Source organism: Corallococcus terminator, assembly GCF_049194865.1.
Classification (GTDB): domain Bacteria; phylum Myxococcota; class Myxococcia; order Myxococcales; family Myxococcaceae; genus Myxococcus; species Myxococcus terminator_A.
Genome location: NZ_JBLZWL010000001.1, coordinates 1 through 23422 on the forward strand (window position 1 = coordinate 1; position 23422 = coordinate 23422).

General features: G+C 68.0%; 20 protein-coding genes. 10 read left to right on the forward strand and 10 right to left on the reverse strand.

The genetic code is table 11. From position 1 onward, the window contains the following. Positions 1–364, forward strand: a 364-nt coding sequence (locus ACN469_RS00005) for an aldehyde dehydrogenase family protein (RefSeq protein WP_498762892.1), incomplete at its 5' end; no start/stop codon positions are given. A 37-nt stretch (positions 365–401) separates the two neighbouring features. On the opposite strand, the gene ACN469_RS00010 is transcribed toward ACN469_RS00005, so the two are convergent. Further along, positions 402–2024 carry an ABC-F family ATP-binding cassette domain-containing protein gene (locus tag ACN469_RS00010; RefSeq protein WP_498762894.1) on the reverse strand — a complete coding sequence of 541 codons (1623 nt, stop codon included), beginning with the start codon at positions 2022–2024 and terminating at the stop codon, positions 402–404. 241 nt (positions 2025–2265) lie between these two features. After that, a complete protein-coding gene (locus ACN469_RS00015; RefSeq protein WP_498762896.1) occupies positions 2266–3321 on the reverse strand; it encodes a zinc-binding dehydrogenase in 1056 nt (351 codons plus the stop codon). A gap of 338 nt (positions 3322–3659) precedes the next feature. Here ACN469_RS00015 and ACN469_RS00020 point away from each other — a divergent pair, with 338 nt between their 5' ends. Together ACN469_RS00020 and ACN469_RS00025 are read left to right on the forward strand one after the other, a co-directional pair. Then, on the forward strand, positions 3660–4286 hold the full coding sequence (locus ACN469_RS00020) for a phenylalanine--tRNA ligase beta subunit-related protein (RefSeq protein ID WP_498762898.1): 627 nt from the start codon (positions 3660–3662) through the stop codon (positions 4284–4286). Next, complete coding sequence (locus tag ACN469_RS00025) at positions 4232–5389, forward strand: phosphotransferase (protein WP_498762900.1); 1158 nt, start codon at positions 4232–4234, stop codon at positions 5387–5389. Before ACN469_RS00020 ends, ACN469_RS00025 begins: the two co-directional genes overlap by 55 nt. Positions 5390–5414: 25 nt before the next feature. On the opposite strand, the gene ACN469_RS00030 is transcribed toward ACN469_RS00025, so the two are convergent. Then, positions 5415–7760, reverse strand: a complete 2346-nt coding sequence (locus tag ACN469_RS00030; protein ID WP_498762902.1) for a M12 family metallopeptidase — start codon at positions 7758–7760, stop codon at positions 5415–5417. Between the two features lie 310 nt (positions 7761–8070). Here ACN469_RS00030 and ACN469_RS00035 point away from each other — a divergent pair, with 310 nt between their 5' ends. Further along, positions 8071–8619: a hypothetical protein gene (locus ACN469_RS00035; protein WP_498762904.1), complete on the forward strand. Its 549-nt coding sequence runs from the start codon at positions 8071–8073 to the stop codon at positions 8617–8619. Between the two features lie 36 nt (positions 8620–8655). Here the strand turns inward: ACN469_RS00035 and ACN469_RS00040 are convergent, their stop codons facing one another. The 5 genes from ACN469_RS00040 to ACN469_RS00060 form a co-directional block, all read right to left on the reverse strand. Continuing rightward, positions 8656–9141: a gluconokinase gene (locus ACN469_RS00040; RefSeq protein ID WP_498762906.1), complete on the reverse strand. Its 486-nt coding sequence runs from the start codon at positions 9139–9141 to the stop codon at positions 8656–8658. Positions 9142–9425: 284 nt separating this feature from the next. Further along, positions 9426–10514, reverse strand: a complete 1089-nt coding sequence (locus ACN469_RS00045; protein WP_498762907.1) for a hypothetical protein — start codon at positions 10512–10514, stop codon at positions 9426–9428. A gap of 2 nt (positions 10515–10516) precedes the next feature. Continuing rightward, positions 10517–11599, reverse strand: coding sequence for a DUF2169 family type VI secretion system accessory protein (locus tag ACN469_RS00050; RefSeq protein ID WP_498762909.1), 1083 nt, complete (start codon positions 11597–11599; stop codon positions 10517–10519). A 2-nt stretch (positions 11600–11601) separates the two neighbouring features. After that, complete coding sequence (locus tag ACN469_RS00055; RefSeq protein ID WP_498762911.1) at positions 11602–12099, reverse strand: hypothetical protein; 498 nt, start codon at positions 12097–12099, stop codon at positions 11602–11604. A 446-nt stretch (positions 12100–12545) separates the two neighbouring features. After that, positions 12546–13346, reverse strand: a complete 801-nt coding sequence (locus tag ACN469_RS00060) for a DUF4150 domain-containing protein (protein ID WP_498762913.1) — start codon at positions 13344–13346, stop codon at positions 12546–12548. Positions 13347–13501: 155 nt separating this feature from the next. On the opposite strand from ACN469_RS00060, the gene ACN469_RS00065 reads away from it, so the two are divergent. After that, positions 13502–14806: a TIGR02270 family protein gene (locus ACN469_RS00065; protein WP_498762915.1), complete on the forward strand. Its 1305-nt coding sequence runs from the start codon at positions 13502–13504 to the stop codon at positions 14804–14806. Here ACN469_RS00065 and ACN469_RS00070 read toward each other — a convergent pair. Beyond that, entirely contained in the window at positions 14769–15317 is a 549-nt protein-coding gene (locus ACN469_RS00070; RefSeq protein ID WP_498762917.1) for a hypothetical protein, read from the reverse strand. The genes ACN469_RS00065 and ACN469_RS00070 overlap by 38 nt on opposite strands. A gap of 120 nt (positions 15318–15437) precedes the next feature. Between ACN469_RS00070 and ACN469_RS00075 the strand changes: the two genes are divergently transcribed. After that, entirely contained in the window at positions 15438–16502 is a 1065-nt protein-coding gene (locus ACN469_RS00075) for a DNA ligase (RefSeq protein WP_498762919.1), read from the forward strand. A 234-nt stretch (positions 16503–16736) separates the two neighbouring features. Continuing rightward, a complete protein-coding gene (locus tag ACN469_RS00080) occupies positions 16737–17174 on the forward strand; it encodes a PilZ domain-containing protein (RefSeq protein ID WP_498762921.1) in 438 nt (145 codons plus the stop codon). Here the strand turns inward: ACN469_RS00080 and ACN469_RS00085 are convergent. After that, complete coding sequence (locus tag ACN469_RS00085) at positions 17161–19200, reverse strand: neutral/alkaline ceramidase (RefSeq protein WP_498762923.1); 2040 nt, start codon at positions 19198–19200, stop codon at positions 17161–17163. The two genes, ACN469_RS00080 and ACN469_RS00085, sit on opposite strands and share 14 nt — an antisense overlap. A gap of 505 nt (positions 19201–19705) precedes the next feature. Between ACN469_RS00085 and ACN469_RS00090 the strand changes: the two genes are divergently transcribed. The 3 genes from ACN469_RS00090 (at position 19706) to ACN469_RS00100 (ending at position 23225) form a co-directional block, all read left to right on the forward strand. Further along, entirely contained in the window at positions 19706–20542 is an 837-nt protein-coding gene (locus tag ACN469_RS00090) for a Hint domain-containing protein (RefSeq protein WP_498762925.1), read from the forward strand. 133 nt (positions 20543–20675) lie between these two features. Continuing rightward, positions 20676–22379, forward strand: a complete 1704-nt coding sequence (locus tag ACN469_RS00095) for a M1 family aminopeptidase (protein WP_498762927.1) — start codon at positions 20676–20678, stop codon at positions 22377–22379. A gap of 45 nt (positions 22380–22424) precedes the next feature. Continuing rightward, complete coding sequence (locus ACN469_RS00100) at positions 22425–23225, forward strand: hypothetical protein (RefSeq protein ID WP_498762929.1); 801 nt, start codon at positions 22425–22427, stop codon at positions 23223–23225. The last annotated feature ends 197 nt before the right edge of the window (positions 23226–23422 follow it).

A 23422-nucleotide genomic window follows, 5' to 3' on the forward strand; every position in this document is an offset into this window, starting at 1 on the left:
GCCGGTGCTGCGCTACGAGTCGCTCGATGAGGTGGTGACGCACGTGCGCGCGGGCGGCAAGCCGCTGGCGCTCTACGTCTTCAGCCACGACGACGCGGTGGTGGAGCGGCTGCTCCAGGAGACGAGCGCGGGCGGCACGTGCATCAACACGGTGGTGTTGCACAACGTGAACCCGCACCTGCCCTTCGGCGGCGTGGGCGCGAGCGGACTGGGCGCGTACCACGGGGAGACAGGCTTCAAGACGTTCAGCCACGAGCGCGCGGTGCTTCGCCAGGGCCGTACGACGCTGGCGAACCTGTTCTTCCCGCCGTACACCGGCAAGGCACGGAAGCTGGCGCGACTGGCCAGCCGCCTGTTCGAGTAGCCGCGCATCCCGAAGGAGCGCGGCCTCTCGCCGTCGCTCAGATGCGCAGACCCGGCGCCTCGTGGCCGGTGCGGGCCACGTACTCGGTGTAGCCACCGCCGTACTGGTGGATGCCGTCCGGCGTCAGCTCCAGCACGCGGTTGGACAGCGCGCCCAGGAAGTGACGGTCGTGCGAGACGAACAGCATGGTCCCCTCGTAGCGGGCCAGCGCCGTAATCAGCATCTCCTTCGTCGCCATGTCCAGGTGGTTGGTGGGCTCGTCCAGCACCAGGAAGTTGGGCGGGTCGAAGAGCATCTTCGCCATGACGAGGCGCGCCTTCTCACCACCCGACAGCACGCGGCACTTCTTCTCCACCTCGTCACCCGAGAAGCCGAAGCACCCGGCCAGCGCGCGCAGCGAGCCCTGCCCCGCGCGGGGGAAGGCGTCCTCCAGCGACTCGAACACCGTGCGCTCACCGTTCAGCAGGTCCATGGCGTGCTGGGCGAAGTACCCCAGCTTCACGCTGCCACCCACCGTCACCGCGCCCGTGTCAGCAGTCGTCGAGCCCACCACCAGCTTCAGCAGCGTGGACTTGCCCGCGCCGTTGACGCCCATGACACACCAGCGCTCGCCACGGCGCACGAGGAAGTCCATGCCCTCGTAGATGGTCCTCTTGCCGTAGGCCTTGTGCACCGCCTTCAGGCTCACCACGTCGTCACCCGAGCGCGGCGCCGGCTGGAACTCGAACAGCACCGTCGTGCGGCGCTTGGGCGGCTCCACCTTCTCAATCTTCTCCAGCTTCTTCACGCGGCTCTGCACCTGCGCGGCGTGCGAGGCGCGGGCCTTGAAGCGCTCGATGAACTTCAGCTCCTTGGCGAGCATGGCCTGCTGGCGCTCGTACTGCGCCTGCTGCTGCTTCTCGTTCTGCGCGCGCTGCTGCTCGTAGAAGTCGTAGTTGCCCGCGTATGTCGTCAGCGAGCCACCGTCGATCTCCACCATCTTGGTGACGATGCGGTTCAAGAACTCGCGGTCGTGCGACGTCATCAGGAGCGCGCCCTCGTACCCCTTGAGGAAGCCCTCCAGCCAGATGAGGCTCTCCAGGTCCAGATGGTTGCTCGGCTCGTCGAGCAGCATCGCGTCCGGCCGCATGAGCAGGATGCGCGCCAGCGCCACGCGCATCTTCCAACCGCCGGACAGCGCGCCGACGTCGCCGTCCATCATCTCCTCGCTGAAGCCCAGGCCCGCGAGAATCTCCCGCGCGCGGCCCTCCAGCGCGTAGCCACCCAGCTCCTCGAAGCGCGCCTGCACCAGGCCGTAGCGCTCGACGAGCTTCTCCATGTCGTCGGCCTTGTCCGGGTCCGCCATGTCCGCTTCGAGCGACTTCATCTCCGCGGCCACCGAGCTCACCGGACCCGCGCCGTCCATGACCTCGGACACGGCGCTGCGGCCGGACATCTCGCCGACGTCCTGGTTGAAGTAGCCGATGGTGACGCCACGGTCGACGGCCACCTGGCCCTCGTCCGGGTGCTCCTGGTCGGTGATCATCCGGAACAGCGTCGTCTTGCCAGCCCCGTTGGGACCGACGAGGCCGACCTTCTCTCCTTTGTGGAGAGCGGCCGAAGCCTCGATGAAGAGAATCTGCTGACCGTGCTGCTTGCTGATGTTGTCGAGACGAATCATGTGCGTAGGGGGTGCCCGGAAGGCGGGCGCGGCGCCCTTATGCCATGGGGGACGCCGAAGGAGGATTGTTCCGAACCCTCGACCTCCCCTTCCCATGCCCGAAGGCTGCCCACCAGGGGGGCGGTCACCTCGGAGCTGGCAGGGGGACCTACATTGGTCGCCCCTCATTCCGCCGTGAGCGGATCCACACGAGGGCCGGACACCGTCCTGGGTGCCCGGCCGCCCGCTCTCCCGCCTTGCATCAGGGCGTGATGACGAGGCGAATGGGGTTGCCGTCCTTCTTCACCAGCCGCTCCACGCCCTTCGCCACGTCCTCCAGCGGCATCGTCGCCGTCACGGAGCGCGAGACATCCAGGCGCTTGGTGCTCACCAGCGTCACGAGCTGGTCCAGGTGCTTCTTCTCGTAGCCCAGGTGTCCCTGCAGCGTCTGGGAGCGCAGGCCGAAGTTGACCCCGGCGCCCAGCTGGATGGGCTCCGGTGACAAGCCCACCATCACCGCGCGCCCGTAGCGTCCGAGGCACAGCGCCGCCTGCGCCAGCACCGAGTTCGCGCCCACCAGGTCCACCGCCACATCCAGGCCCAGTCCGTGCGTGTGCTGGAGCACCTGCGCGCGCACGTCCGGTGAGCGCGGGTCCAGCGCCACGTCCGCGCCGAACTCCAGCGCGCGATTGCGGGCGGCCTCGTTCGTGTCGAACGCGATGATGGGCGTCGCCCCCATCATCCGGGCAATCTGCACCGCGTGGACGCCGAGCCCACCGATGCCCCACAGGCCCACCGATTGCGCGGGCCGCAACTTCGCGCTCTCCAGCAGGCCCGCGTACGGCGTGGCCACCGCGTCCGCGAGGATGGCCGCCTGTTCGAACGGCAGGTGGTCCGGAATCGACGACAACACGAAGTAGGGCACCACGACGTACTCGGCCCACGCGCCGTCGTAGTGGAAACCCATGATCTGGAAGTCGAGGCAGTCCGCCGGCTGGCCGTTGGAGCACTTCGCGCAGCGGCCACAGGGCTTGCCACCCGCCATCGCGACACGCTGCCCCACCTGCCAGCGCGGCACGCCCACGCCCACCTCGTCGATGACGCCCGAGGACTCATGTCCCGGCGTCACCATCGGCAGCGGGGAGCGCAGCGAGCCGTCGAGCAGATGCGCATCCGAGAGACAGATGCCGCACGCCTTCACTCGCACCCGCACCTCGCCCGGACGCGGCTGGGGGACGGGGACCTCGGTCACCGTCAACGTCCGCGCGGCCGTATCGAAGCGCGCCGCCCGCATCATCCGCTGGTTCGCGTCTGCCATCGATTGCTCCTCTTCGCACGCGTCGTGGGGCACGAGCGGGCGCCAAAGCTCGGAAGGCGCGACCGTACCACGCACGCCCGGGGCGCTCGTCGTGACGAAGCGCGCCTTTCACTCTGGCGCGAGGACAACACTCCCACCGCACCGACTCGGGCTCGGGTGGTCTGGAACGACTCGCACCGCGAAACTGGCGCGGCCCCCGTCAGCAGCTCCGAGCGGTTCGCCACCGCTCCCGTGCACCGTGTCCAGCACGGGCTCCGCATGTGGCCCAGGCGGCATCACCGCCGTTTGCGCGCACCACCGCCAGCACGGGCGCGCCGTGTGGCGTAGAGTGCCCGGCCGTGCTCACCGTCGAACCGCATCCGTCCCTGGACACCCTCGCCTTCACCACCACCTTCCCCGCACCGCTGGGCTCGCTGCCCTCGCCGGAGTGGCTGGTGGCGCTGCTGAAATCGGATGCCTCCGCGCCGTTCTCCAGCGACGACGCCGTGCGCGGCGCGGTGCGCGACATGCTCCGCCACGGCGGCTACAAGCCCACCGGCCGAGGCAAGCCCGCCTCCGAGTATCTGGTGCGTGCCGCGGGCGACGGCTCGCTCGGCACCATCAACACCGCGGTGGACCTGTGCAACGCGGTGTCCTTGCACAGCGGCCTGCCCATCAGCGTCGTCGACCTGGAGCGCGCCACTCCTCCCTTCCGCGTGGCCATCGCCCCCGAGGGCGCCCAGTACGTCTTCAATGCCTCCGGACAGAGCATCGACCTGGCGGGCCTGCTGTGCCTCTTCGACGCCGAGGGCCCCTGCTCCAATGCCGTGAAGGACGCGCAGCGCACCAAGACGAACGCCGACACGCGCCGCACCCTCACCATCCTCTGGGGCGCCAAGAGCCTGGGTGACCGCACCGCGCGCGCCTTCGCGTGGTACCGCGAGCTGTTGGAACGTTCGGGCGCCACCGTGGAGCGGCTCCCCTGAGCGCCCTGGACCTGGAGCAGCTGCTCGCCGACGGCGCTCGCTCGCTCTCCGCCGCCTGGGGCCGCCCCGTGCTCCTCGCGGAGCCCCAGGTCCTCCGCACCCAGTCCCGCTGCCACGTCGTGCGCGCCCGCGTGCGCGGCGGCGACGTGCCCACCGTCATCCTCAAGCACTTCCACGAAGACACCGTGCTCGGCCTGGACGAGTGGGCCGGCCTGGAGCTGCTCGGCCGCCACAACCTCACCACGGCCCCAGGCCTCATCGCCGGAGACATCCACTCCCACCTGCTCGTCCTTCAGGACCTGGGTACCGGCCCCAGCCTGGAGGACCTCTTCAACGCCGACGACGCGAGCGCCGCCACCGGAGGACTGCTCGCCGTGGCCCGCCTCACCGGCCAGCTCCACGCGCGCACCCGGGGCCTGCAAGGTGACTTCGACCTGCTCCGCCACTCGCTGAACCCGCGCCCGCTGCGCGTCCGCATCGACAACGCGCGCTATCTGATGGAGCACGCGGACCGACTGCGACGCTGGACGGAGGCCGTCGGCACGCCCTTCGTCACCGGCACGCAGGAGGACGTGGAGCAGCTCGCGCGAGAGCTGGCCGAGCCCGGCCCCTTCCTCGCGCTCACCCACGGGGATATGGCCCCGAGCAACACCCTCTTCACCCCCAGCGGTCCGCGCCTGCTCGACTTCGAGTACTGCGGCATGCGCCACGCGCTGTACGACGCGCTCATGTGGCTGCTCGTGGTGCCTTTGCCCGACGAGCTCGTCACCCGCGCGGACCTCACCTACCGCATCACCCTGGCCCCGGTCTGCGAGGCGGCCCAGACAGACGCCACCTATACGCACGCGCGCGCCCTGGTCGCCACGGCGCGCACGGTGAACATGTTCCAGTGGCTGTCGCCCAAGGCGCTGGAGAGAGACAGGGACTGGGCGCCCGGCTACACCGAGCGCGCCGCCCTGCTGCGCCACCTCGCGCGCTCCCGCGTCCTGCGCGAGCCCACGACGCTGGTCCCCGCCCTCTCCCGCACCCTCGCGGCGATGGAAGAGCGACTGGTGGAGCGCTGGGCGGGGACGCCGACCTTCACCTGGCCCGCGTTCCGGTAGGCGCCCCGCCGCCGCGCAAGAAGACCTAGAGTCCCCCGCCGAAGCGGTCTCCCATCTCCACCGAGTCCGTCTGCTCCGCCGGTGCCTGGGACCAGCGCTGCTCACCCGCGCGCGACAACCCCGCGACTCCCGCGCTGTACAGGACCTGCACCGCGCCCGAGTCCGTCGCGCTCCCTACGTCCTCGTAGGGCACGCCCACCGCAAGGTCCACGTAGCCATTCCCGTCGTAGTCGCCCGCCGACAGCCGGAAGCCGAACCCATCCTGGTGCTCCGCGCCTTCATCCACCAGGGAGCCCACCTGGGACCAGTGCTGCTCGCGCGCGCTGGACAGTCCCCCCGGCGCGCCGTGCAACACATGGACGATGCCCGCGCCCAGGACGTTTCCCACGCTCTCCGAGGCCACGCCGATGGCGAGGTCCACATGGCCGTCTCCATCGAAGTCCTCGGCCACCAGCGCGGCGCCCAGGCCGTCTGCCTCCTCTGCCACGTCCGAGATGCCCGCCGAGTCCTGACTCCAGGCGATGGCCCCCGTGGAATGAAGTCCCGAGGCTCCACCGCGCAGCACCGTCACCGCGCCGGCCCCCGCCATGAAGCCCACCATCTGTCCCGGCGCGCCGATGGCCAGCTCACTCCGGCCATCCCCGTTGAAGTCTCCCGCCGCCAGCGCGGAGCCGAAGCGCAGCTCCGTGCTCGCGACACCGGGCACCCCATCGCTGCCCGGAAGCCAGAGCTGGTTGCCCGTGCTCGTCAGACCATCGAGCGAACCGAAGAGGACGTTCACCGCGCCCACATTCTCCACGGTGTCCTCGTCCTCCGAGGGCACGCCCACGGCCAGCTCGTCGAAGCCATCGCCGTTGAAGTCACCCGTCGCCAGCGCGGAGCCGAAGCCGTCTCCCGTCTCCGTGACTTCGAGCACCTGCGCTGACGCCTGACTCCAGCTCTGCGCGCCCGTCCCGGTGAGTCCGGAGGAGGAGCCGTACAACACCGTCACCAATCCAGAGTCGAGCGCCGACGACCCATAGTCCTCCGAGGGCACGCCCACGGCCAGGTCGTCATATCCATCTCCATTGAAGTCCCCCACCGTCAGCGTGGTGCCAAAGCCATCGAACGCCTCGGCGCTGTCGGGGACGCCCGTGCTGTTCTGGTGAAGCACCTTGTCGGTGTTTGAATCCACACCCTGCGCCGACCCCAGGAAGATGTGGACCGAGCCCGCGTCGACAATCCCATTCACGTCGTCTCCGGGCACGCCCACCGCCACATCCGCGAAGCAATCTCCGTTGAAGTCTCCCACGGCCACCGCCGCGCCGAAGTGGTCACCGGGCCCCGTCTTGTCCTCCACGCCCGACACATCGCGATGCAGCCACAGCCCCGCCGCTCCCAACCCCGTGGCCGAACCCAGCACGATGGACACGGCCCCCTGGTCCAGTCCCGTGCCCACGTCCTCGTCCGGTGCGCCAACCACAAGGTCCGCGAAGCCATCTCCATTCACGTCGGAGTGGCGTCCGTAGCCATGCAGGCGCTTCACCGCGCAGGCATCCGCGAGCGTCGGGGACGTGCGGTTCGCGGTGAAGTACGAACCATCCAGCCGGGTGATGGTGGGCGAGTCATTCGCGGAGAACGCCTCCGGCGCGTAGTGCATCACGGAATCCAACCCATACGGTCCCAGGTTGCGGCCCGCCGCGCCCTCCTGCGCGAAGGTCTCGAAGGCATGGGCGTACCCCGCCTCGATGTTCTCGAAGTGGATGACGACGTTCCTGTCCCTGTCCGTGCGCGCCTGCTCATGCCAGAGCCCCAGCACGTGCCCTACCTCATGCAACGTGCTGCCGGTGGTGCAGCCCGGCGCGAGCGTCACGAACTGCTGCCCTCCGATGCGACCGACATGGGCCGAGCAGCCCGTGCCCGGTCGGAACGTGACGTAGTCCGCCTGCGTGGTGCGTGGCACGAAGCGGATGGGCGTGAGCATCTCCCACCGCGCCAGGGCCGCCGCGACACGTCCGGTGTTCGGCAACGCCGCATCCACCGTGTACGGCACCACGCCGCCCGGCCAGCGCGTCATCGCTCGCGTGGACACCGCGCCCAGCGCTTCCACCGACTGCGCGGAGAGTCCTCTCGCCGGAGCCTCGGGCGGCAGGAGGATGTCTCCTTGGAAGACGCGCTCACCCTCGATGCGCTCGTAGGCGAGCGCACGCAGCCCTCCGCCCACCAGGAAGTCCGCGCGATGCACTTCCCCCAGGCGGTCCGGGAAGGCTCGCTCCTGTCGAATCCCACCGCTCGAATCATCGGCGGCGTCACCGCCACAACCCGTCGCGCTCCCGGCCAGTACGCCCAGCGCCACACCCAGCCCCGCCCAGTCTCGTGAAACATGTTTCACTCCAGGAAGTCTCGACATCAGAATGTGTCCCCCAGAAGTCGGGCACGGCGTCTCCGCCAGATGCGGAGACGCTCACGTGCAATCCGATGTACATGTGCAGCTGGGATATCATTTAGACGACCGGTCTGACATGCCGCCGCGCCCCACCCCGTTCTCGTCACCGGGCGCAAGAGCACGGGCTGCTCCTGGGCGACCCCGGGGACCTCTCCATTGGACCAATGTCCCATGGCAAAGACAGACAGACCTGAGGAGGATGCACCGCATGCCGGCCGCTCTCCGGTCGGCTCAACCCCATACATTGGAGCACTCCATGCCGCAGCCCATCCGCTTGCTGACGACGGTTCTCTGCCTGGGTGTCACCCTCCTCCTCGGAGGGACCGCGCGGGCTCAAGGGGGTGTCGGGGCGGGCCACTGCGTCCTCGCCCTCGGCACGCTCAGCTACTCGCCCGCACTCACCCTTGCCACCCAGAACACCACCGTGACGGTGCGGGGTGTCGGCACCGGCTGTGTCGACGTCAACGTCGCCAGCGGAGAGGAAGTCCTCGAGGTCTCCTGGGTGGAGATCGACGGCTCCCTGACCGGCACCGGCAGCACGCTGCTCTCCAGCTACTACGGCACCGTCACCACCACCTTCCACTTCGGCGACGGGTCCTCGGAGACCAGCGTCGTCGAGGGGACCTGTATTCTCGGCGTCGTCGGCATCTGCCCCATCCTCGGCACCGTCATCAGTGGCGTGGACCAGGGCACCCTCGCCGAGTTCACCTTCAAGGTCCTCAACCTCAACATCCTCGGCCCCGTCCACTCCCTCAACTTCGTCGACCTCGCCACCACCATGATCAAACTCACGAAGAAACCCTGATGAGCGGTAGCGCGCTTCAAAGAGGCCCCTCGCGCCTCAGAGCTTCAGGCCCTCGCGGATGCGCGCCACCACCTCCGGCGGCGGTGGCGAGACATCCACCTCCAGCGCCTGCGTGGGCACCTCCAGCGTGGCGAGCTGGCTGTCCAGCAACGACGGCGGCATGAAGTGGCCGTGTCGCTTCGCGAGCCTGCTGGCCAGCACCGCGTGCGGCGCATTCAGGTACACCCACCGCGTCCGCGTCGGGTCCACCTCCAGCTGGTCGCGATAGGAGCGCTTGAGCGCGGACGAGGCCAACACCAGGTCCTCGCCTCGCGCCATCGCAGCCTGGAGCTCGCCGCGCAACAGGGCGAGCCAGGGCCCTCGGTCCTCGTCCGTCAGGGGCACCCCGGCCGCCATCTTCGCCACGTTGGAGCGGGGGTGCAGGTCATCCGCGTCCAGGAAGCGCCAGCCCAGGCTCTCCGCCAGGGCGCGCCCCACCGTCGTCTTCCCGGCGCCCGACACTCCCATGATGATGACGACCATCCCGTGCGGCCTCCTCGAACCGTGGACCTCCGGACAGGGTGCGACGCCCTCCGACGGAGCGCCACTCCCTTCCTCGGCAAATGCCCACCGCTCCACGTCCTCACGAGGGCGCCCACCACACCCTGTCCCTCGGACACGGCGCCAGACGGGTTGCTACACCGAGCAAGCAGGCTCGGCGCGCCCAGGCAGCGGGTCCGCTCGGGCCCGATGTCACATGGCGATGACCGGCAGAAGGGCTTGAGCTTCGCAACCCCGAGGCCTCTCCTCATCGGTTCTTTCGCGGGTCACTTCTGCCTGGCGAGCCGCCGCTGGCCAGGCGCCGAAAACGGAGAGGGCTCCGGTGATGGCCCCACGACACAGGCTCCTCGGAGTGACTCCTCGGAGCGACACTCGCAGATGGCGGTCGATCCTGGCGCATACCCCCTCGCGACCGCCACGCCCGCGAGGATGACCGACAAAGCGGCCGCTGCCGTACCCACATCCCCCATCGAGGTCGCGGGATACATCACGGGCAAACGCTCGCGGCGGGTCCGATAGATACGCGCATGCGAGAACGTCGTCTCCCAGGCCGCGTAGCGCTCTCCATTGTGATTCGAGATGACGAACGAGACCTCTGCTTCGCGAATACTCGCGTCATCGAGCGCCAGGCGAACCGCTTTTCCGAGCCCCTCACCCACGGAATACTGTTGGCCGCTCACGGTCTGCGGCTCGTGAGCCGAGCCAGACCCACGAAGCTCGGCGATCGGAACATAGGGACTCTCTCGGCCCGAGAGCGAGACACAGAGGAAAGCAGCCGCCTCTCCCGGAATGAGCCCCTGAGGGTTCCCGTCCTCATGAAGTCGGTGGACCTTTCTCAGTCGCTCGATATCCATATCGTTGAGGAGCGAATCAACCCCTCCAATGAAGGCGCGTGCAACGACGTTCCGTGCAAGGAGTTCGCGTGCGGCGGCGAGCGCTTCGAAGCTGGAGGCCGCGCCTCCGTCCAACACCCGCGAGCCTTGATGGAGAACCAATCCATGACGCGCCGCCAGCATTGAAACGAAGTCCTGACGCGGGAGGCCCTCGAGCCCGGGGTGTTGCCGGAATGGCTCTGGGGGACAGACGAACAACGCCACGGGCCGGGTTGAGGCACGTAGCGAGCCAACACACTCCTCAAGAGCTCTGCTCGCGAGATTCAGGAGCCACTCCCGAGGGGTGCGCCGGAGCGCACGTCCCGCCTTCACGCGAGCGGCCTTGAGCGGCTCTCCGGGCGGCGGAACGGGAATGGAATGCGAGACCCGGTTGATTCCAGCACGGATGGCCGCGCACGTGGAGAAGCTATCGAGCCCGACGGGGGTCACCGCACCGCAGCTCTCCAGGTAGAGCGTGCTCATGTTCATACCCGGTACGTCGGTCTGGACGGGTCGACACCTTGGGTGTTTCGACGGTCGATGTACAGCTTCCCGCTGTGCCGTGCACGGGTCCATGCCTCTCGCATGTGGCCGAGTACAATCTCCCGCAAGCGCGCAGGACCGCGAACGGTTTCATGACTCACGCGAGCCGTGAGGCGAACGCGACGGGAATCGGGTTCGAGTTGGACGGTGTCCAGCTTCAGCGCGGCGCGCTTCACGCCACGGTCATAGAGGAGGTGAACGGGGACATCGAGCGCGGGAAGGCGGAACGTCCAGAGCCCATCTGGAGTCAGGTTCAGGAGCCGAACGGACTCCCCGCCGACGAGGGTGCGACTCTGCTGGTCGACAGGCGCCACCTGATTGTGCTTCGAGTCAAAGTCCGTTGGAAGCAGTGGCCACCTCGTTTCGAGCCAGCGCTGGTCATATGTGCCTGCCAGTGAGCGGCGAGGTTCCCAAGAAGGAGCAATGGGAGACAAGCCCGCGGGTGGCGGCGCGTCGGAACGACGTCGGATGAGCGCTGTCTGATATTCGAGGTTCGGGAGCTCTCCAGGCAAGCCCTCGATGGACCTGGCGCCATCGAACCCCAGACCCATCGGGTTGCGATCGAACGCAGCCCCGGTTCGAGGACTCACCCCTCCGAACGCACGCTCCCAGAGCAATGGCATCTTCGTGAACGGGAGCGGGCGCGTCAGCGAGCCGGCCGCCCAGACACGATGACCGAGGGCCCAGAGTGCTTTCTGGACGTCCCCTACAAGGACCTCGACGGGAACACGCTCCGCTGGCCTGCCGCCGGGTGCGTAAACGGACCCGTTGATGATGATATCGACGAAGGGCTTGAAGAGCGCCAGTTCATGCGTGAACCGAATGCTCGATTGGCCCGGGACGCCGACATGGGAATCCGTGAGGCGGATGCCTGCCTGTTCGTCCGACAGATGGAGTGCCGCGCGGGAGGCCTCGAACGTCGCGGCGAGCACCACGAGAGTCGCCTCCTGCCCCTGCGCGCTGACGAGGACGAACTTCTCCGCGGCGAAAGGAGTGTGGTTGCTCAACAGCGTCTTGAAGGACATGGCTACACCCAGTGGCCATCCGCGTCGATCCCCATGGGCCAGTAGGTCATCGCGGTGAGGACCTGGACCCAATCGTCTTGGCCCGCCTGCATGACCCAACCGAACAGGAGGACCTGTGGAGGGACACGCTCGTCAGGCGGGACGGTCCGGTTGAGCGCAACACATTTTAGCCAGTACGTCCGCAATACCCAGACGAGCTGCGGGCAGGCGGCGGGCCCCGCGAAGAAGGTACTGTAGGCATCATTCAGCGCGGCATCAGGGTCAAGCCCCCGTTCCACGCGGACCTGAATCCTGCCCTCCCACAGGTCGAAGGCGATCAACATCGCAGCTTCGAGGAACTCCTCATATTCCTTGAAGAGCGCGCGATGGCCGACTGAAGCAGCCTCCAGGGTCAACATCGGCTCGCGCCAGGGAACGGGGTCCTTGACGGGGACATCCTGCGGCGCCATGAGAAGCCTATGGACGCCGCGCTGCAGATTGTGAGTCGTCCGCAATGCCATATCGTGCCTACGAGGTCCTTCCATTGACATCCAACCCTATCGGCGAAAACACCAAGGCCTCCATGAAGTCGCCCAACTCTGGATCCGCAGGCTCAATGTCATCAATCAGGAGACGGACGGGGGGGACAAATGTGGGGACATCATCACCATCATCATCTTCCTCTCCCCATCCCGCCGATGGTCGGCTGGACGACCCGCGCGCGGCTTCGTGCTCCTCATTCAGTACGGCACAGGCCAGGTAGTATTTCCGATAGACGGCGATGATGAGTGGGTATGACGTAGGACCCGCGGGCCAACGGAGCCGCACCTGGGTGTACGCACTCTCTGGGTCTGTTCCCGCGGATTGAATGAGCGAGTTCCACCACCGCACCGCTTCGTCGCGTGCCGGACGGAGCTCTTCGAGGTAATCGAGAAACAGGGAATCGTATGGATTCATCTACGCGCCCCTAAGTCCAACCGCGAATGTCGGACACCTTGACATGCTTGATGATGCCTCCTTGGGTGTTTGAGCATTTTCTGCAATGGGGTTTTACCGACGCCGTGCTTTTCGCCCACTGCTTGAACTGGACAGGGTCGTGACATCCCCCCATATACCATGCCGTCTTCTGGGGAGGCTGGTGGTCGGGAGTGAACCGCTCGTCCTTCTCGAAGTCCGGGATATGCCGCGCCGTGGATTTCCGAGCAGCATGGCCGGACTTGGATTCGGGACATTGCCAGCATGGACCGCCACGGCAAGCATCCTGCTGTTCTTCGTCAGGCTTGGTGTTTCCCGGATAGGAGTCCGGGGGGCAGGGCGTCACCGTGTTGACCCAAGCCAGCACCTTGAACGCGGTCACGGCGGACGCATCGACACACCCCGGAGGGGTCGATGCACTGTTCTGCCCCATCATGTCGCCATGACGGCAAACACCCTTGCCCTCAATCTTGACGGTGAAGGACCAGAGCGTGAAGTACCCCTTGCCCTTCGTCTTGTGCGTCACGACGTTGCCGCCCTGGGTCCCTGCCTCATCGCCCGTGCTCGTGGACACATAGGACGAGTCCTCGAGGGCGGTCGGCTGTCCTTCGACTTTCACCGTCTTGCTGCCATTCGCGAGGTCAGCGGAGGAGAGGACATTGACATACGGGACCGGAACCGGGCCCGCGGGAGGCGGAGGCGGCGTGAGGCACACATCCGCCGGGGCAATGCCCTTGCCACCGCTTCCCTTGTGGAAGAGGCCCATGTTCTCCGCGAAGACGAGCACCCCCATCTTGTCCTCCTAACTCGCAGCGGTTCCATTCCGCGCCAGCACTTCACTCCAGGTGAATCGTGACAGGCTTTCCTGGCATTGACCACTCAAGCATGGCGAAGGCCTCGGGATGCCCTGGCATTGTCATGCCTGCTGATTGGACTACGCTCCGGCGAATGCGCGACGTACTGACGGACGTGCTTGAGCAGCATCTGAGCGAGGCCGCCTTCCTTTGGAGTCAGCGGGAGCGCGGCCTCTTCGCCCCCAACCTCGTGCTGGTCGACGTAGCAGAGACAGAAGAGCGATTGCTGGCCCACATGGATGGGCTCGCGGTTGCTGGCCCACCCGCAGTCGAAAAGCTGCTCATTCCAGCCCTGGAGGAGATGGAGGCCGAGCAGGTCGCCGCCGCCACCTACACCCTGCTCAATATCCAGGAGCCCCCGGGAATCGACCTCGTGCGCACAGCCCTTGAAATGGCGGGCCCGGAGGTTCTCCCCGCCTTCTACAGGGCACTCGAGCTGTGGGACTCCGCCGCGCTGCGTTCATGGGTTCCCTTCCTGCTGAAGCAGGAGGACCCCGCACGGCTCGCACTGTCACTGGAGCTGCTCGCCTCCCACGAGGTCGATCCGGGCCCGCCACTTCCCGAGCTGCTCCGACACGAGGACTCCAGGGTCGTCGCGGCGGCGCTCCGAGTCGCCGCACGCCTTCACCACCCCGTGGACCGGCACCTGTTCCACACCTCCCTGAGTTCGACCGTACCCGCCCTCCGGGATGCCGCCCTCGAGACGGGCTTGAGGGGAGGACGCCGCTCCGCGTGGGCCGCTTGCCAGTCCGCGGTCGAAAGCACGGCTCCCGACTTGAGCTTCCCGGCGCTGCTGGTGGCTTTGGGCGGGGAAGCCAGGGATGTGGAACGACTGCGGCAGCTCCTTCATGAGCCGCGACACCGTCCGGCGACCTTGTGGGCACTGGGCTTCAGCGGCCGACGGTCCGCCGCCGAGACCTGCCTTGAATGGATGGAGGACCCGGCCGTGTCTCACCTCGCACTCGAGGCCTTCCGCTCCATCACGGGCCTTCCCCAGGAGGAGCGCTTCGCCGCGCCTCCAATCGAGGAGGACCCGCTGCCTCCGTTGGACGAAGACCTCGCTGCCGACCTCACGCACGGACCCGAAGACGACCTGCCCCGACCGGCGACAATGGAGGTACTCGCATGGTGGAAGATGGAACGGCAGCGCTTCGACCTGGAGCGACGATATCTGCACGGAGAGCCCTTCGGCATGGAGGCCCTGCGCGCGGCCTTGCTGACGGGGCCGATGCGTCGGCGCCACGTGCTGGCGCTGGAGCTGGAGCTGCGCAGCCGAGGAAGCCTGAACGTGCCGACACGCGCATGGACCGCTGTTCAGCGAAAGGCCGTGGCGAAACTCAGCGCTGCCGCTCCGTCCCTCTTCAGGAGTTCCTGGACGGCAGGGCTCCGTGAGCCGTGACGCGGACGACGTCTCCTGAGTCGAGCCTCGCTGCCTCCCACGAACTCCCGGAACGCTCGGAACCTCGTGCCTGGACAAAGGGGAACAGTTGAAACTGCCCGCAGACGGCCCGCGCGCTACTTGCGAGCTCCGCGAGCGCCTCGGCCAGCCGCCGCTCGGCATCCTCGCGACGCTGGGTCTCCTCCTCGCGCAGGAGCACCTCTTCCGCGAGCTGGTTTTCCAGCTCGAGTCGGCTGGCCTCCACTCGCTCGACCATGCGCTCAAGGCGGGCAATCAGCTCATGGGCTTCGGGCAGGGGAGCGCCACCGAAGTAGAAGCGCAGGCGCTCGTCTTCTATCTGGAGGTCCAGGCCGAGCACCTCGGAGCGATAGACGCCGTGCTGAGGAAGAATGGGCGTGTAGGCGCGACGTCCTGCCTCGAGCCGCCAGCCGTTGAGCCGCAGGCGGCCCCGGATGAGCGCCGCGCCGGAGGAGGCACCTGCTGCCGTGGGTCCGCGCCACGCTCCCGTCACCGCTTGCCCTCCCTCAATCTGCGTGCACCCCCAAGGCTCCGCGCGCCTTGGGGATGTCGGACCTCGGAGGTACTCTTCTCTTCTTCGCCGCGACGGACGCGGCACGGAGGGGACGGAACTTTGGCGGACATCGCGGACGGCGAGCAGGTGGAAGTCCAGGGCTCGGGTTCCAAGCCCTACATCCTCAAGAACACGGGAGGCGTCTACTCGTGCTCCTGCCCCGCGTGGCGCAACCAGTCCTTCGCCATCGAGCGGCGCACCTGCAAGCACCTGCGCCGCGTGCGCGGTGACGCCGCCGAGGACGCCCGCGTCGGTGGCTCCTCCCCGCCTCCCGCCAAGGCCACGCGCGTGAAGGCCACCTCGGAAGGAGCGGAGGGCGAGGCGGACGACGAGAAGGCTCCGCCGCTGCTCTTGGCCCACCCGTGGGAGAACGACGTGGACCTCACGGACTGGTGGATGAGCGAGAAGCTCGACGGCGTGCGCGCATACTGGGACGGCAAGCGCTTCTGGTCGCGCCTGGGCAACGAGTTCTTCGCGCCGGACTGGTTCACCGCGGGGCTGCCGGACTTCCCGTTGGACGGGGAGCTGTTTGGTGGGCGCAAGCGCTTCCAGCGCACGGTGAGCGTCGTGCGCCGGCAGGACAAGAGCAAGGACTGGAAGGAGCTGCTCTTCGTCGTGTTCGACGCACCGAGCTTCGACGCCGCGTTCGAGCAGCGACTGGAGCACTGTCGCAAGTGGCTGGACGACGCGAAGCCCACGTATGCGCAGTGGCACTCGCACGAGCGCTGTCAGGGGACTCCGCATCTGCGCTCGGAGCTGGAGCGCGTGGAGGGGCTGGGCGGCGAGGGGCTGATGCTGCGCAAGCCGGGCTCCCGCTACGAGGTCGGCCGCTCGCACACGCTGCTGAAGGTGAAGAGCTTCAAGGACGACGAGGCGGTCGTCATCGGCCACGTCGCGGGCGCGGGCCGGCACAAGGGACGGCTGGGCGCGCTGGAAGTCGAGCTGCGCAACGGCAAGCGCTTCAGCGTGGGCACCGGCCTGTCGGACGCCGAGCGCGAGGCGCCTCCCGCCATCGGCACCCTCATCACCTTCCGCTACCAGGAGCTGTCCAACGACGGCGTGCCGCGCTTCCCCTCTTACATCGGCGTGCGCATCGACGCGGCCCCGTTCAAGGCGAAGGGCTGAGAGACTGCGCGCCCCTGGGCTCAGCGGCGGTTGCCCGAGCCCAGGGAGCGCATGGGCGCCCGTGCGGGCCCGCCGACGCACCGTGTCTGTGCGCCAGCCGTCATCGCAAGCGCCTGGACCCCCGTGACGCGCCGGGAGCCGTCGGCACGTGGACTCCCGCACGGTCTATAGAGCAACGGGTGAGCCCTCCGCCCCCGCGGAGTCAGCACCACCTGGTGTCTGCTCGAGGCGACCATGCACTGCTCGCGCTGCCTGTCGAAGCACTCCGCGGATTCGCCGTGCACCCCCGCCCCCCGGGCACGCCACGGCACCTCACTGCTCAGTGAATCCCAGGCGCCCTGGTCCTGGGACGTGCGGATTCGCCACCCCGAGGGCGTGGACGTGCACGGCCTGGAGCTGGGCAAGGGCGGCCTCTTCTTGAGCTGCGCGGAGCCCTTCCCTCCCCTCTTCACCCGACTGGAGCTGACGCTGCGGCTGGCCGGCGAGGAGTTCGCCTGCCACGGCGAGGTGGTGCGGCACGTCGACAATGCGCACGCCCGCACGTGGGGCGTCTCAGCGGGCATCGGCGTGCAGCTCCTGCCTCCCTCTCCCCAGCTGCGCGACTTCCTCTCGCGTGCACGCACCTCGCGTCACGAGGAGGGCCCCACGCCCGAGCCGCTCACTTCACGGTGAAGGCGCGCGACGCGCCGTAGTAGGGCCGCACGCGGCCATCCCAGCCGGACTTCCACTCGCCTTCGTGAAGGATGCGATAGGTGCCCGGCGGGGCATCACGCGGGATGTGCCACTCCACGACGACGTGCGAGCACCCCAGCGTGGGCAGACAGTTCTCCCGCTCCCACCGGTAGCGCGTCTCCCAATCACTGTCGTCCGCCACGTCCACCCACGCGCCGATGGAGCCCTTGCGCTGCACGCGCAGGTACGTGTCCTCCAGGCGCAGGTCGTTCTTCGGATGCGCGCCCCAGAACGTGACGCGCACCGTGTCGCCGCGTGAGTAGGCCACGCGCGCGTCCGAGAGCACCTCACCGAACTTCACCCAGAGCAGCTTGTCGTCGAACACCACGCCGGGCTGGAGGCTCGTCTGGTGATTTCGCAGGTCTGGAGGCGTGGGGCCGGGCGACACCGGCTGGCCATCCCTCAGCGCGACGGCCAGCCCATCGAAGCCCTGTTGGAGCGCGGCGAGCGTCCAGGGCCCGAAGTGCGTGGACGCGCCTTCATAGGCCTGACGGGCGTACTCCTCGCGCGTGGTGACATAGCCCGCGTAGTCGTTGGCGAGCCCCGCGATGACCACCTCGGTGACACCCACGGGCGCCAGTCGCTCCAGCACCGTCTGACGCAGCCGACGTCCGGCCATCGTCGTCACCTCGAAGGGCACGGCCACCAGCGCGAGCGAGCCCACGGTGACGAGCTGGAGCGGCAGCACGTCGGGCGTCCACGGGTGCGGCAGCATGCTGCCCATCTCCAGGACGATGGGCTTCTCCGCCTGACACGGCGTGGTGGTGAGCGCGCAGGTGAACTGGCTCCAGAGGTCATGGATGACGGCGCACGTCGCCCCCTCCACGCCATAGCCAGGCCCATCCTCGGCGCCCGCGAGCATCGACACGCCGATGGCGGCGGGACAGGTGCGGCGCGGCGGGCCATCCGTGTACGCGGGCGCCACGTCCACCGCGTCCAGCTTCACGAAGGTGTGTCGGTGGTCCACGCCCCCGGTGAGCGGCGTCGCGGCGAGCGTCCACAGGCGCGCTGCGATGTCGTACTGGCGCCGGGCGGACAGCTCGGTGGACTCGAAGTCGTCGGCGCCGCCGCCATTCGTCCCGCCGAGCACGTTGGGCGTGACGTCCCCCGCGTTGGACTGGGCGAACGCGGCGACAAAGGTGTCGCCCGCGTCATGCGCCCGCTCGAAGAGGTACGAGGCGAGGCCCTTGTTGTCACCGCTGATGAGGTGGTTGTCATTCCCCATGGACGTGGCGTGGACGGCGAACCAGTTGATGAGCCCCACGTCACGTCCATCCGTCCGGGTCAGCCGCACCAGCGTCATCCGCGTGTCCACGTCGTGGGCGTAGCGGGCGCGCTCGGCGGAGGGGTTGAGCCGGTAGGCCTCCGGCGAGCGATTGCGGCTGGCGCCGAGCAGCTCTCCAGCGGACAGCCGCAGCGAGCCCTCTCCCAGCCTCGCGTGCGCGCGGGCGATGGAGGTGACGATGCCGGAGACGATGGCGTCGAAGCTCCTCGGCACGAAGCCGAACGTGCTCAGGTTGTAGAAGGTGTGGTGCGAGAAGCCGCCCGGCCCCGAGTGCGTGTGCGTGGCGCTGATGAGGACGTTCTCCTCGGAGTACACGTCGCCGAAGCGGGCGCGCAGCTTCTCCACCACCTGCGTCTTCACCGCCTGGAAGACCATGCCCAAATCCGCGCTGACGAAGGCGACGCGCCGCCCGTTGCACGGCGAGACGATGACGAAGGCGCGTGAGCGCAGGCGCTGGTGGATGCCCGCCGTCTGCTGCGAGAGCTGGCCGTAGCCCATCATCCCCACCTCGGCGGCGGGGCCGGTGATGTCCCCCATGCCCGCACCGATGAGGAAGCGCGGGTTGCCCGCACAGGAATCTCCGGCCACACCCCGCATCGGTGTCGCGGCGCTGGTGGCCTGGGCCCCCGTCCCCAGGACGAAGCACAGCGCCACGACGAACCGGACCTGATGTGCGCGCATGCCTTCCTCCAAGGCGCGGGGGCGCCGCTCCAGGGCGAGCCCCTCATAAAGGCTCTCCGGTTCCCTCGCACACCTGCCGTCATGGCCCGTCCGCCGCCACACACTCCGCTCCAGCCCCGCGACCTCTCACCAGACGTCCAGAATCAACACCGGGAGTGCGCCCTCCCTGGAACATCACGAACCCCAGGTCGAAGCCCGGTGTACGCAGCCGCCGCCCACTCGGGCCGTCAATTCCTGACGCGATGGGCTGTCGCCGTGCACCACGAAAACGAGCAGGACCTCTCATCCAACCCACTGAGTTCTCAGTAGTTTTAGAGCCGACACCCGCTCCAACCCACGCGACTCACGGCTGGAATTCTCCGTGTTCACAGCAAATCAATTACACCCAAAATTTCAGTCAGGGATTCCCACGATATGTCGATTTACACTTTACGGGGAGTGAACCCGGGTATATCCCCTTTCCTCGCAAAACAAAGCCCCTCCATCAGCCTTCAGGAGCAAGCCCATGAAGCGACTGTCGTATCTGGTTGTCCTTGCGTGCGCGGCGCTTTCCACGACGGCGTCGGCGCAGCTGTCCACGCGTTGCTTCACGGATGATCAACTCACCACGTTCACGCTGTCGCAGGGCCGCAACAACTGGGCGCACAACTGCGGCTACATCACCGCGGCGAAGCGCGACTTCCTGAACTCCGAAGGCGAGTACCAGGTGTTCTCCGGCGGCTGTTACTCGTTCGCCACGACGGGGCCCTCCGCGAGCTGCACCTTCTTCATCCCCGCGGACGTCAACGCGGCCTGCATCCCCGGCCTGGTCAAGCTCGGCACCTGCGTGACGGGCTGCTACACGGCGAAGGAGAAGGTCTCCTTTGGTGGTGAGTACTGGCCCATCTCGGACGCCTACGCCGCGGGCGTGCGCACGGTGACGGCGCTCACCAAGGACGCTTCGCTCGTCGCGCCGACGACGGGAGAGCAGACCATCCGCGCCTTCGTGGCGGGAGACACCGTGGAGGACGTGTTCGCGATTGAGACGGTGGACGGCCGCCGCGTCGAGGTGACGTCCGAGCATCCCATGGTCACCGCCACCGGTGAGATGGTGAAGGCCAAGACGCTCCAGAAGGGCGACCTGCTGCTCGGCACCACGGGCGCGAAGGTGGAGATTCGCGACGTCACCGTGTTCCGGTACGAGGGGAAGACCTGGAACGTGCAGCCCGTCAGCCACGAGAAGATTGAGAACGTGCTCGACGTGGAGGGCCTCTTGACGGGCTCGGTGCGCTTCCAGAACGAGTGGGCGGACGACCACTACCGCCTGTCGCTGCGTGACGAGGCCAGCGTCGACGGCCTGTAGGTCTGAGCAGCACCCTGCTTGAAGCCGACGCGAGAGCCCCTCGGGGGACATGGGCTCTCGCGTCGTCCCACCGCGCTCGTCACTTCACGACAAGGACGCCATGCGAAGCATCCCAGGATGGTTTGCGAACCAGGTGGCACGCAGTCTCGCGGTGGTGGCACTGAGCGCGCTCACGGGGTGTGGCCCGACAGAGGGCGCGGCCCCGCCAGAAGAGGCCCTCGTCGGCACGCGGGAGAACTCCTTCGAGTTCGAGCCGCTGGTGCCCGAGGGCGACTTCACGGTCAACGTGACGCGCTACGAATACGAGTTCGCGACACAGACAGGCGCGGCGAAGTCCACGCTGCTCCTGAACGTCTATCCTCCCGGCGGCGACTGCTTCGTGGTGAGGGCGCCCGAGGGACTCACCGACGTCCGCTGGAATGGGAGCGTCCCGCTGCGAGCCGAGTCCGTCGAGGACGGCATCCGCGTCTGCGGGCCGGGAATCTTCGCGGGCCAGGTGAAGCTGGAGGCGCGCTTCACCGTGCCCCTCCAGACGTACGACTTCACGCAGGTCGGCTTCTCCCGTCGTCAGGACAAGGCGGGCAACACGTTCTCCTACCTGCTCAACTGGGTGGAGGCGTGTGACAGGTTCGGCCCCTGCGACGACCGCACGGACCTGCTCGCGCAATACGTCTTCACCGTGAAGCACGCGAACGGTGAGCGCGTGTTGTGCCCGGGCCAGCGCACGCGGCAGGACGACACCACGACGAAGTGCACGCTGACGGGGCTCACCCGGGCGCCCACGTACTCGTCCTTCGCCGTGGCCTCCAACCCCGCCTGGGTCTCCAAGACCTTCACGGAGGTGTCGGGCAAGTTCAAGCTGGTGTTCTACGAGGTGCCCGGCGGCAAGCTGGCGTCCTCGCTCAACGGCGGGGACGTGACGGCGTACCTGCACTGGATTATCGACGAGCTGGGGCCGCTGCCCTATGGCACGGAGCTGCGGGTCGCGGGCGCGCCCACCGACTGGCTCGGCGTGGAGCACCCCGCCAACCTCATCCTCCGCGAGGACCTGCCGGACCTGCGGCGCGACTACGCGAACATGACCATGCACACGCTGATGCACGAGGTCGTGCACCAGTGGGCGGGCAATCGCACCACGCTGTCGCGGCCCTTCGACTTCGTGTGGAAGGAGGCCATCGCGGAGTACCTCACGTACCTGTACGAAGCGCGCGCGCGCCCGACGGGCGAGGCGGAGCAGACGCGCGCGTACTGGGACAGGCTGGCGCGCACCGCCGCGTACTACCCGCAGCCCCAGGATGCCCCGCCGCCCGTCTTCCTCTCGCTCGCGTCGGACGTCTACGGCACCGGGCCCATGATTCTGTTCCTCCAGCTGGAGCCGCTGCTCGGCCAGGACGCCGTGCTCCGAGGCATCAAGAGCTTCCTGTCCCAGCCTGGGGACAGGAGCGTGGAGGACCTGCGCGCCGCGCTGGAGCAGTCCTCCGGCAAGAACCTGGGCCCGTACTTCGACGCGTGGGTCCACGGCGCGGGAGACCCGGACTGGCCCTACTTCGAGGTGAGCACCGAGGAGGACGACGGTGAAGTCACCGTCACCGCCCTCCAGCGCACCTTCTCCGGAAAGCGCTACCCCGTCTCGGTGGACGTGCTGCTCGAGGGCGCCACGCAGCGCAAGCTCGTCACGCTCGACTACGGCCTGGAGCCCGATTCCGACACGCTCCAGGTGACGGTGCCCTTCCCCGAGCCCGTGCTGCAGGTGACGGTGGACCCCGAGAACCGGGTGGTCAACCGCAGGTTCCTCGGCCTCTCCGACGAGCCGCCTCCGCCGCGCTGGCTGTTCTAACCCCTCTCATCGAATCGCGTCGTCATCGACAAGGAGCCAGGCCCCATGAACGGACATCCTCCCGAGAGCGCCAAGCCAGAGCCTCCACGACGCTGGCGGATGATGGGACCCGGGCTCGCGCTGCTCGTCCTCGGAGGCACCGGCCTCTACGGGCTGCTCTCCAGGACCACCGCCGAGCCCACCGCGACGCCTCCCGGCACTCCGGTGCCCCAGGTGCGCGCCCCCTCTGCGTCGGCGCCGAAGCGACCGGGCACGCCCATCGCCGCGCCAGCCGCCACCGCGTCCGTCACCGAGCCAGTCAAGGACGAGGCCCGCGTCGCGAAGGAGCAGCGCGAGGCCGCGCGGCAGTCCGCTCGCGAGTACCGGGCCGGGCGCTTCAACGCGTTCTTCCGCAAGGAGGTCTTCGTGGAGGAGCTGACGCGCGAAGGCGGCGCGCGCATCGTCGCGCTGCGCAACGAGCTGGCGGACCCCACCGCGCTCCAGCAACTCCCGCCTGGCGCCCAGTTCCTGGAGGCCAAGCCCGAGCCCGTGCTGGAGCGCATGGCGATGATTGACCTGCTCTTCGAGCTGGCGCCCCAGGAGCCCACCGCCCGCGAGGCGATGACGTCGCTGGCGCTGACGCCCATCGACAGCGCACTGCCGGACTCGGTGAAGAAGGGGCTCGTCGGAGAGAAGTATGACTTGCTGTTCCGGCTCGCGCAGGTGGACCGGCAGCTCGCCGTCGACACGTACTCGAAGCTCGGCAACCCCCGGCTCAAGAACCTGCTGCGAGAGGCGCTGTTCGCCGGCCTGGCGGAGTCGGGGGCCAGCCCCGACGAAGTCCAGCGGATGACAGCCCACCTCTAATCCGCGGCTGTGAATGGGCCCAGGAGCCCCCTGTCCGCCGAGGGCGGAGGGGGCCTCGTGTGTCCCGCAGTGCCAGCGAGGAGGGCTCGCCCGTCCATCGGTCGCGCCCGCGCTGGAGCCGTGAAGCAACACCCACCCAAAGACAGGAGCGCGTCGTGACTCGGACTTGGAAACAGGGATTGATTGGAGCGTGCTGT

Excerpts from the sequence above, each read along its gene's own strand:
- ACN469_RS00080 (WP_498762921.1), top strand. The coding sequence starts at position 16,737 with ATGCACTGCTCGCGCTGCCTGTCGAAGCACTCCGCGGATTCGCCGTGC.
- ACN469_RS00050 (WP_498762909.1), bottom strand. The coding sequence starts at position 11,599 with ATGTCCTTCAAGACGCTGTTGAGCAACCACACTCCTTTCGCCGCGGAG.
- ACN469_RS00090 (WP_498762925.1), top strand. The coding sequence starts at position 19,706 with ATGAAGCGACTGTCGTATCTGGTTGTCCTTGCGTGCGCGGCGCTTTCC.
- ACN469_RS00035 (WP_498762904.1), top strand. The coding sequence starts at position 8,071 with ATGCCGCAGCCCATCCGCTTGCTGACGACGGTTCTCTGCCTGGGTGTC.
- ACN469_RS00085 (WP_498762923.1), bottom strand. The coding sequence starts at position 19,200 with ATGCGCGCACATCAGGTCCGGTTCGTCGTGGCGCTGTGCTTCGTCCTG.
- ACN469_RS00015 (WP_498762896.1), bottom strand. The coding sequence starts at position 3,321 with ATGGCAGACGCGAACCAGCGGATGATGCGGGCGGCGCGCTTCGATACG.
- ACN469_RS00100 (WP_498762929.1), top strand. The coding sequence starts at position 22,425 with ATGAACGGACATCCTCCCGAGAGCGCCAAGCCAGAGCCTCCACGACGC.
- ACN469_RS00040 (WP_498762906.1), bottom strand. The coding sequence starts at position 9,141 with ATGGTCGTCATCATCATGGGAGTGTCGGGCGCCGGGAAGACGACGGTG.
- ACN469_RS00055 (WP_498762911.1), bottom strand. The coding sequence starts at position 12,099 with ATGGCATTGCGGACGACTCACAATCTGCAGCGCGGCGTCCATAGGCTT.
- ACN469_RS00045 (WP_498762907.1), bottom strand. The coding sequence starts at position 10,514 with ATGAGCACGCTCTACCTGGAGAGCTGCGGTGCGGTGACCCCCGTCGGG.
- ACN469_RS00065 (WP_498762915.1), top strand. The coding sequence starts at position 13,502 with ATGCGCGACGTACTGACGGACGTGCTTGAGCAGCATCTGAGCGAGGCC.
- ACN469_RS00010 (WP_498762894.1), bottom strand. The coding sequence starts at position 2,024 with ATGATTCGTCTCGACAACATCAGCAAGCAGCACGGTCAGCAGATTCTC.
- ACN469_RS00060 (WP_498762913.1), bottom strand. The coding sequence starts at position 13,346 with ATGGGGGTGCTCGTCTTCGCGGAGAACATGGGCCTCTTCCACAAGGGA.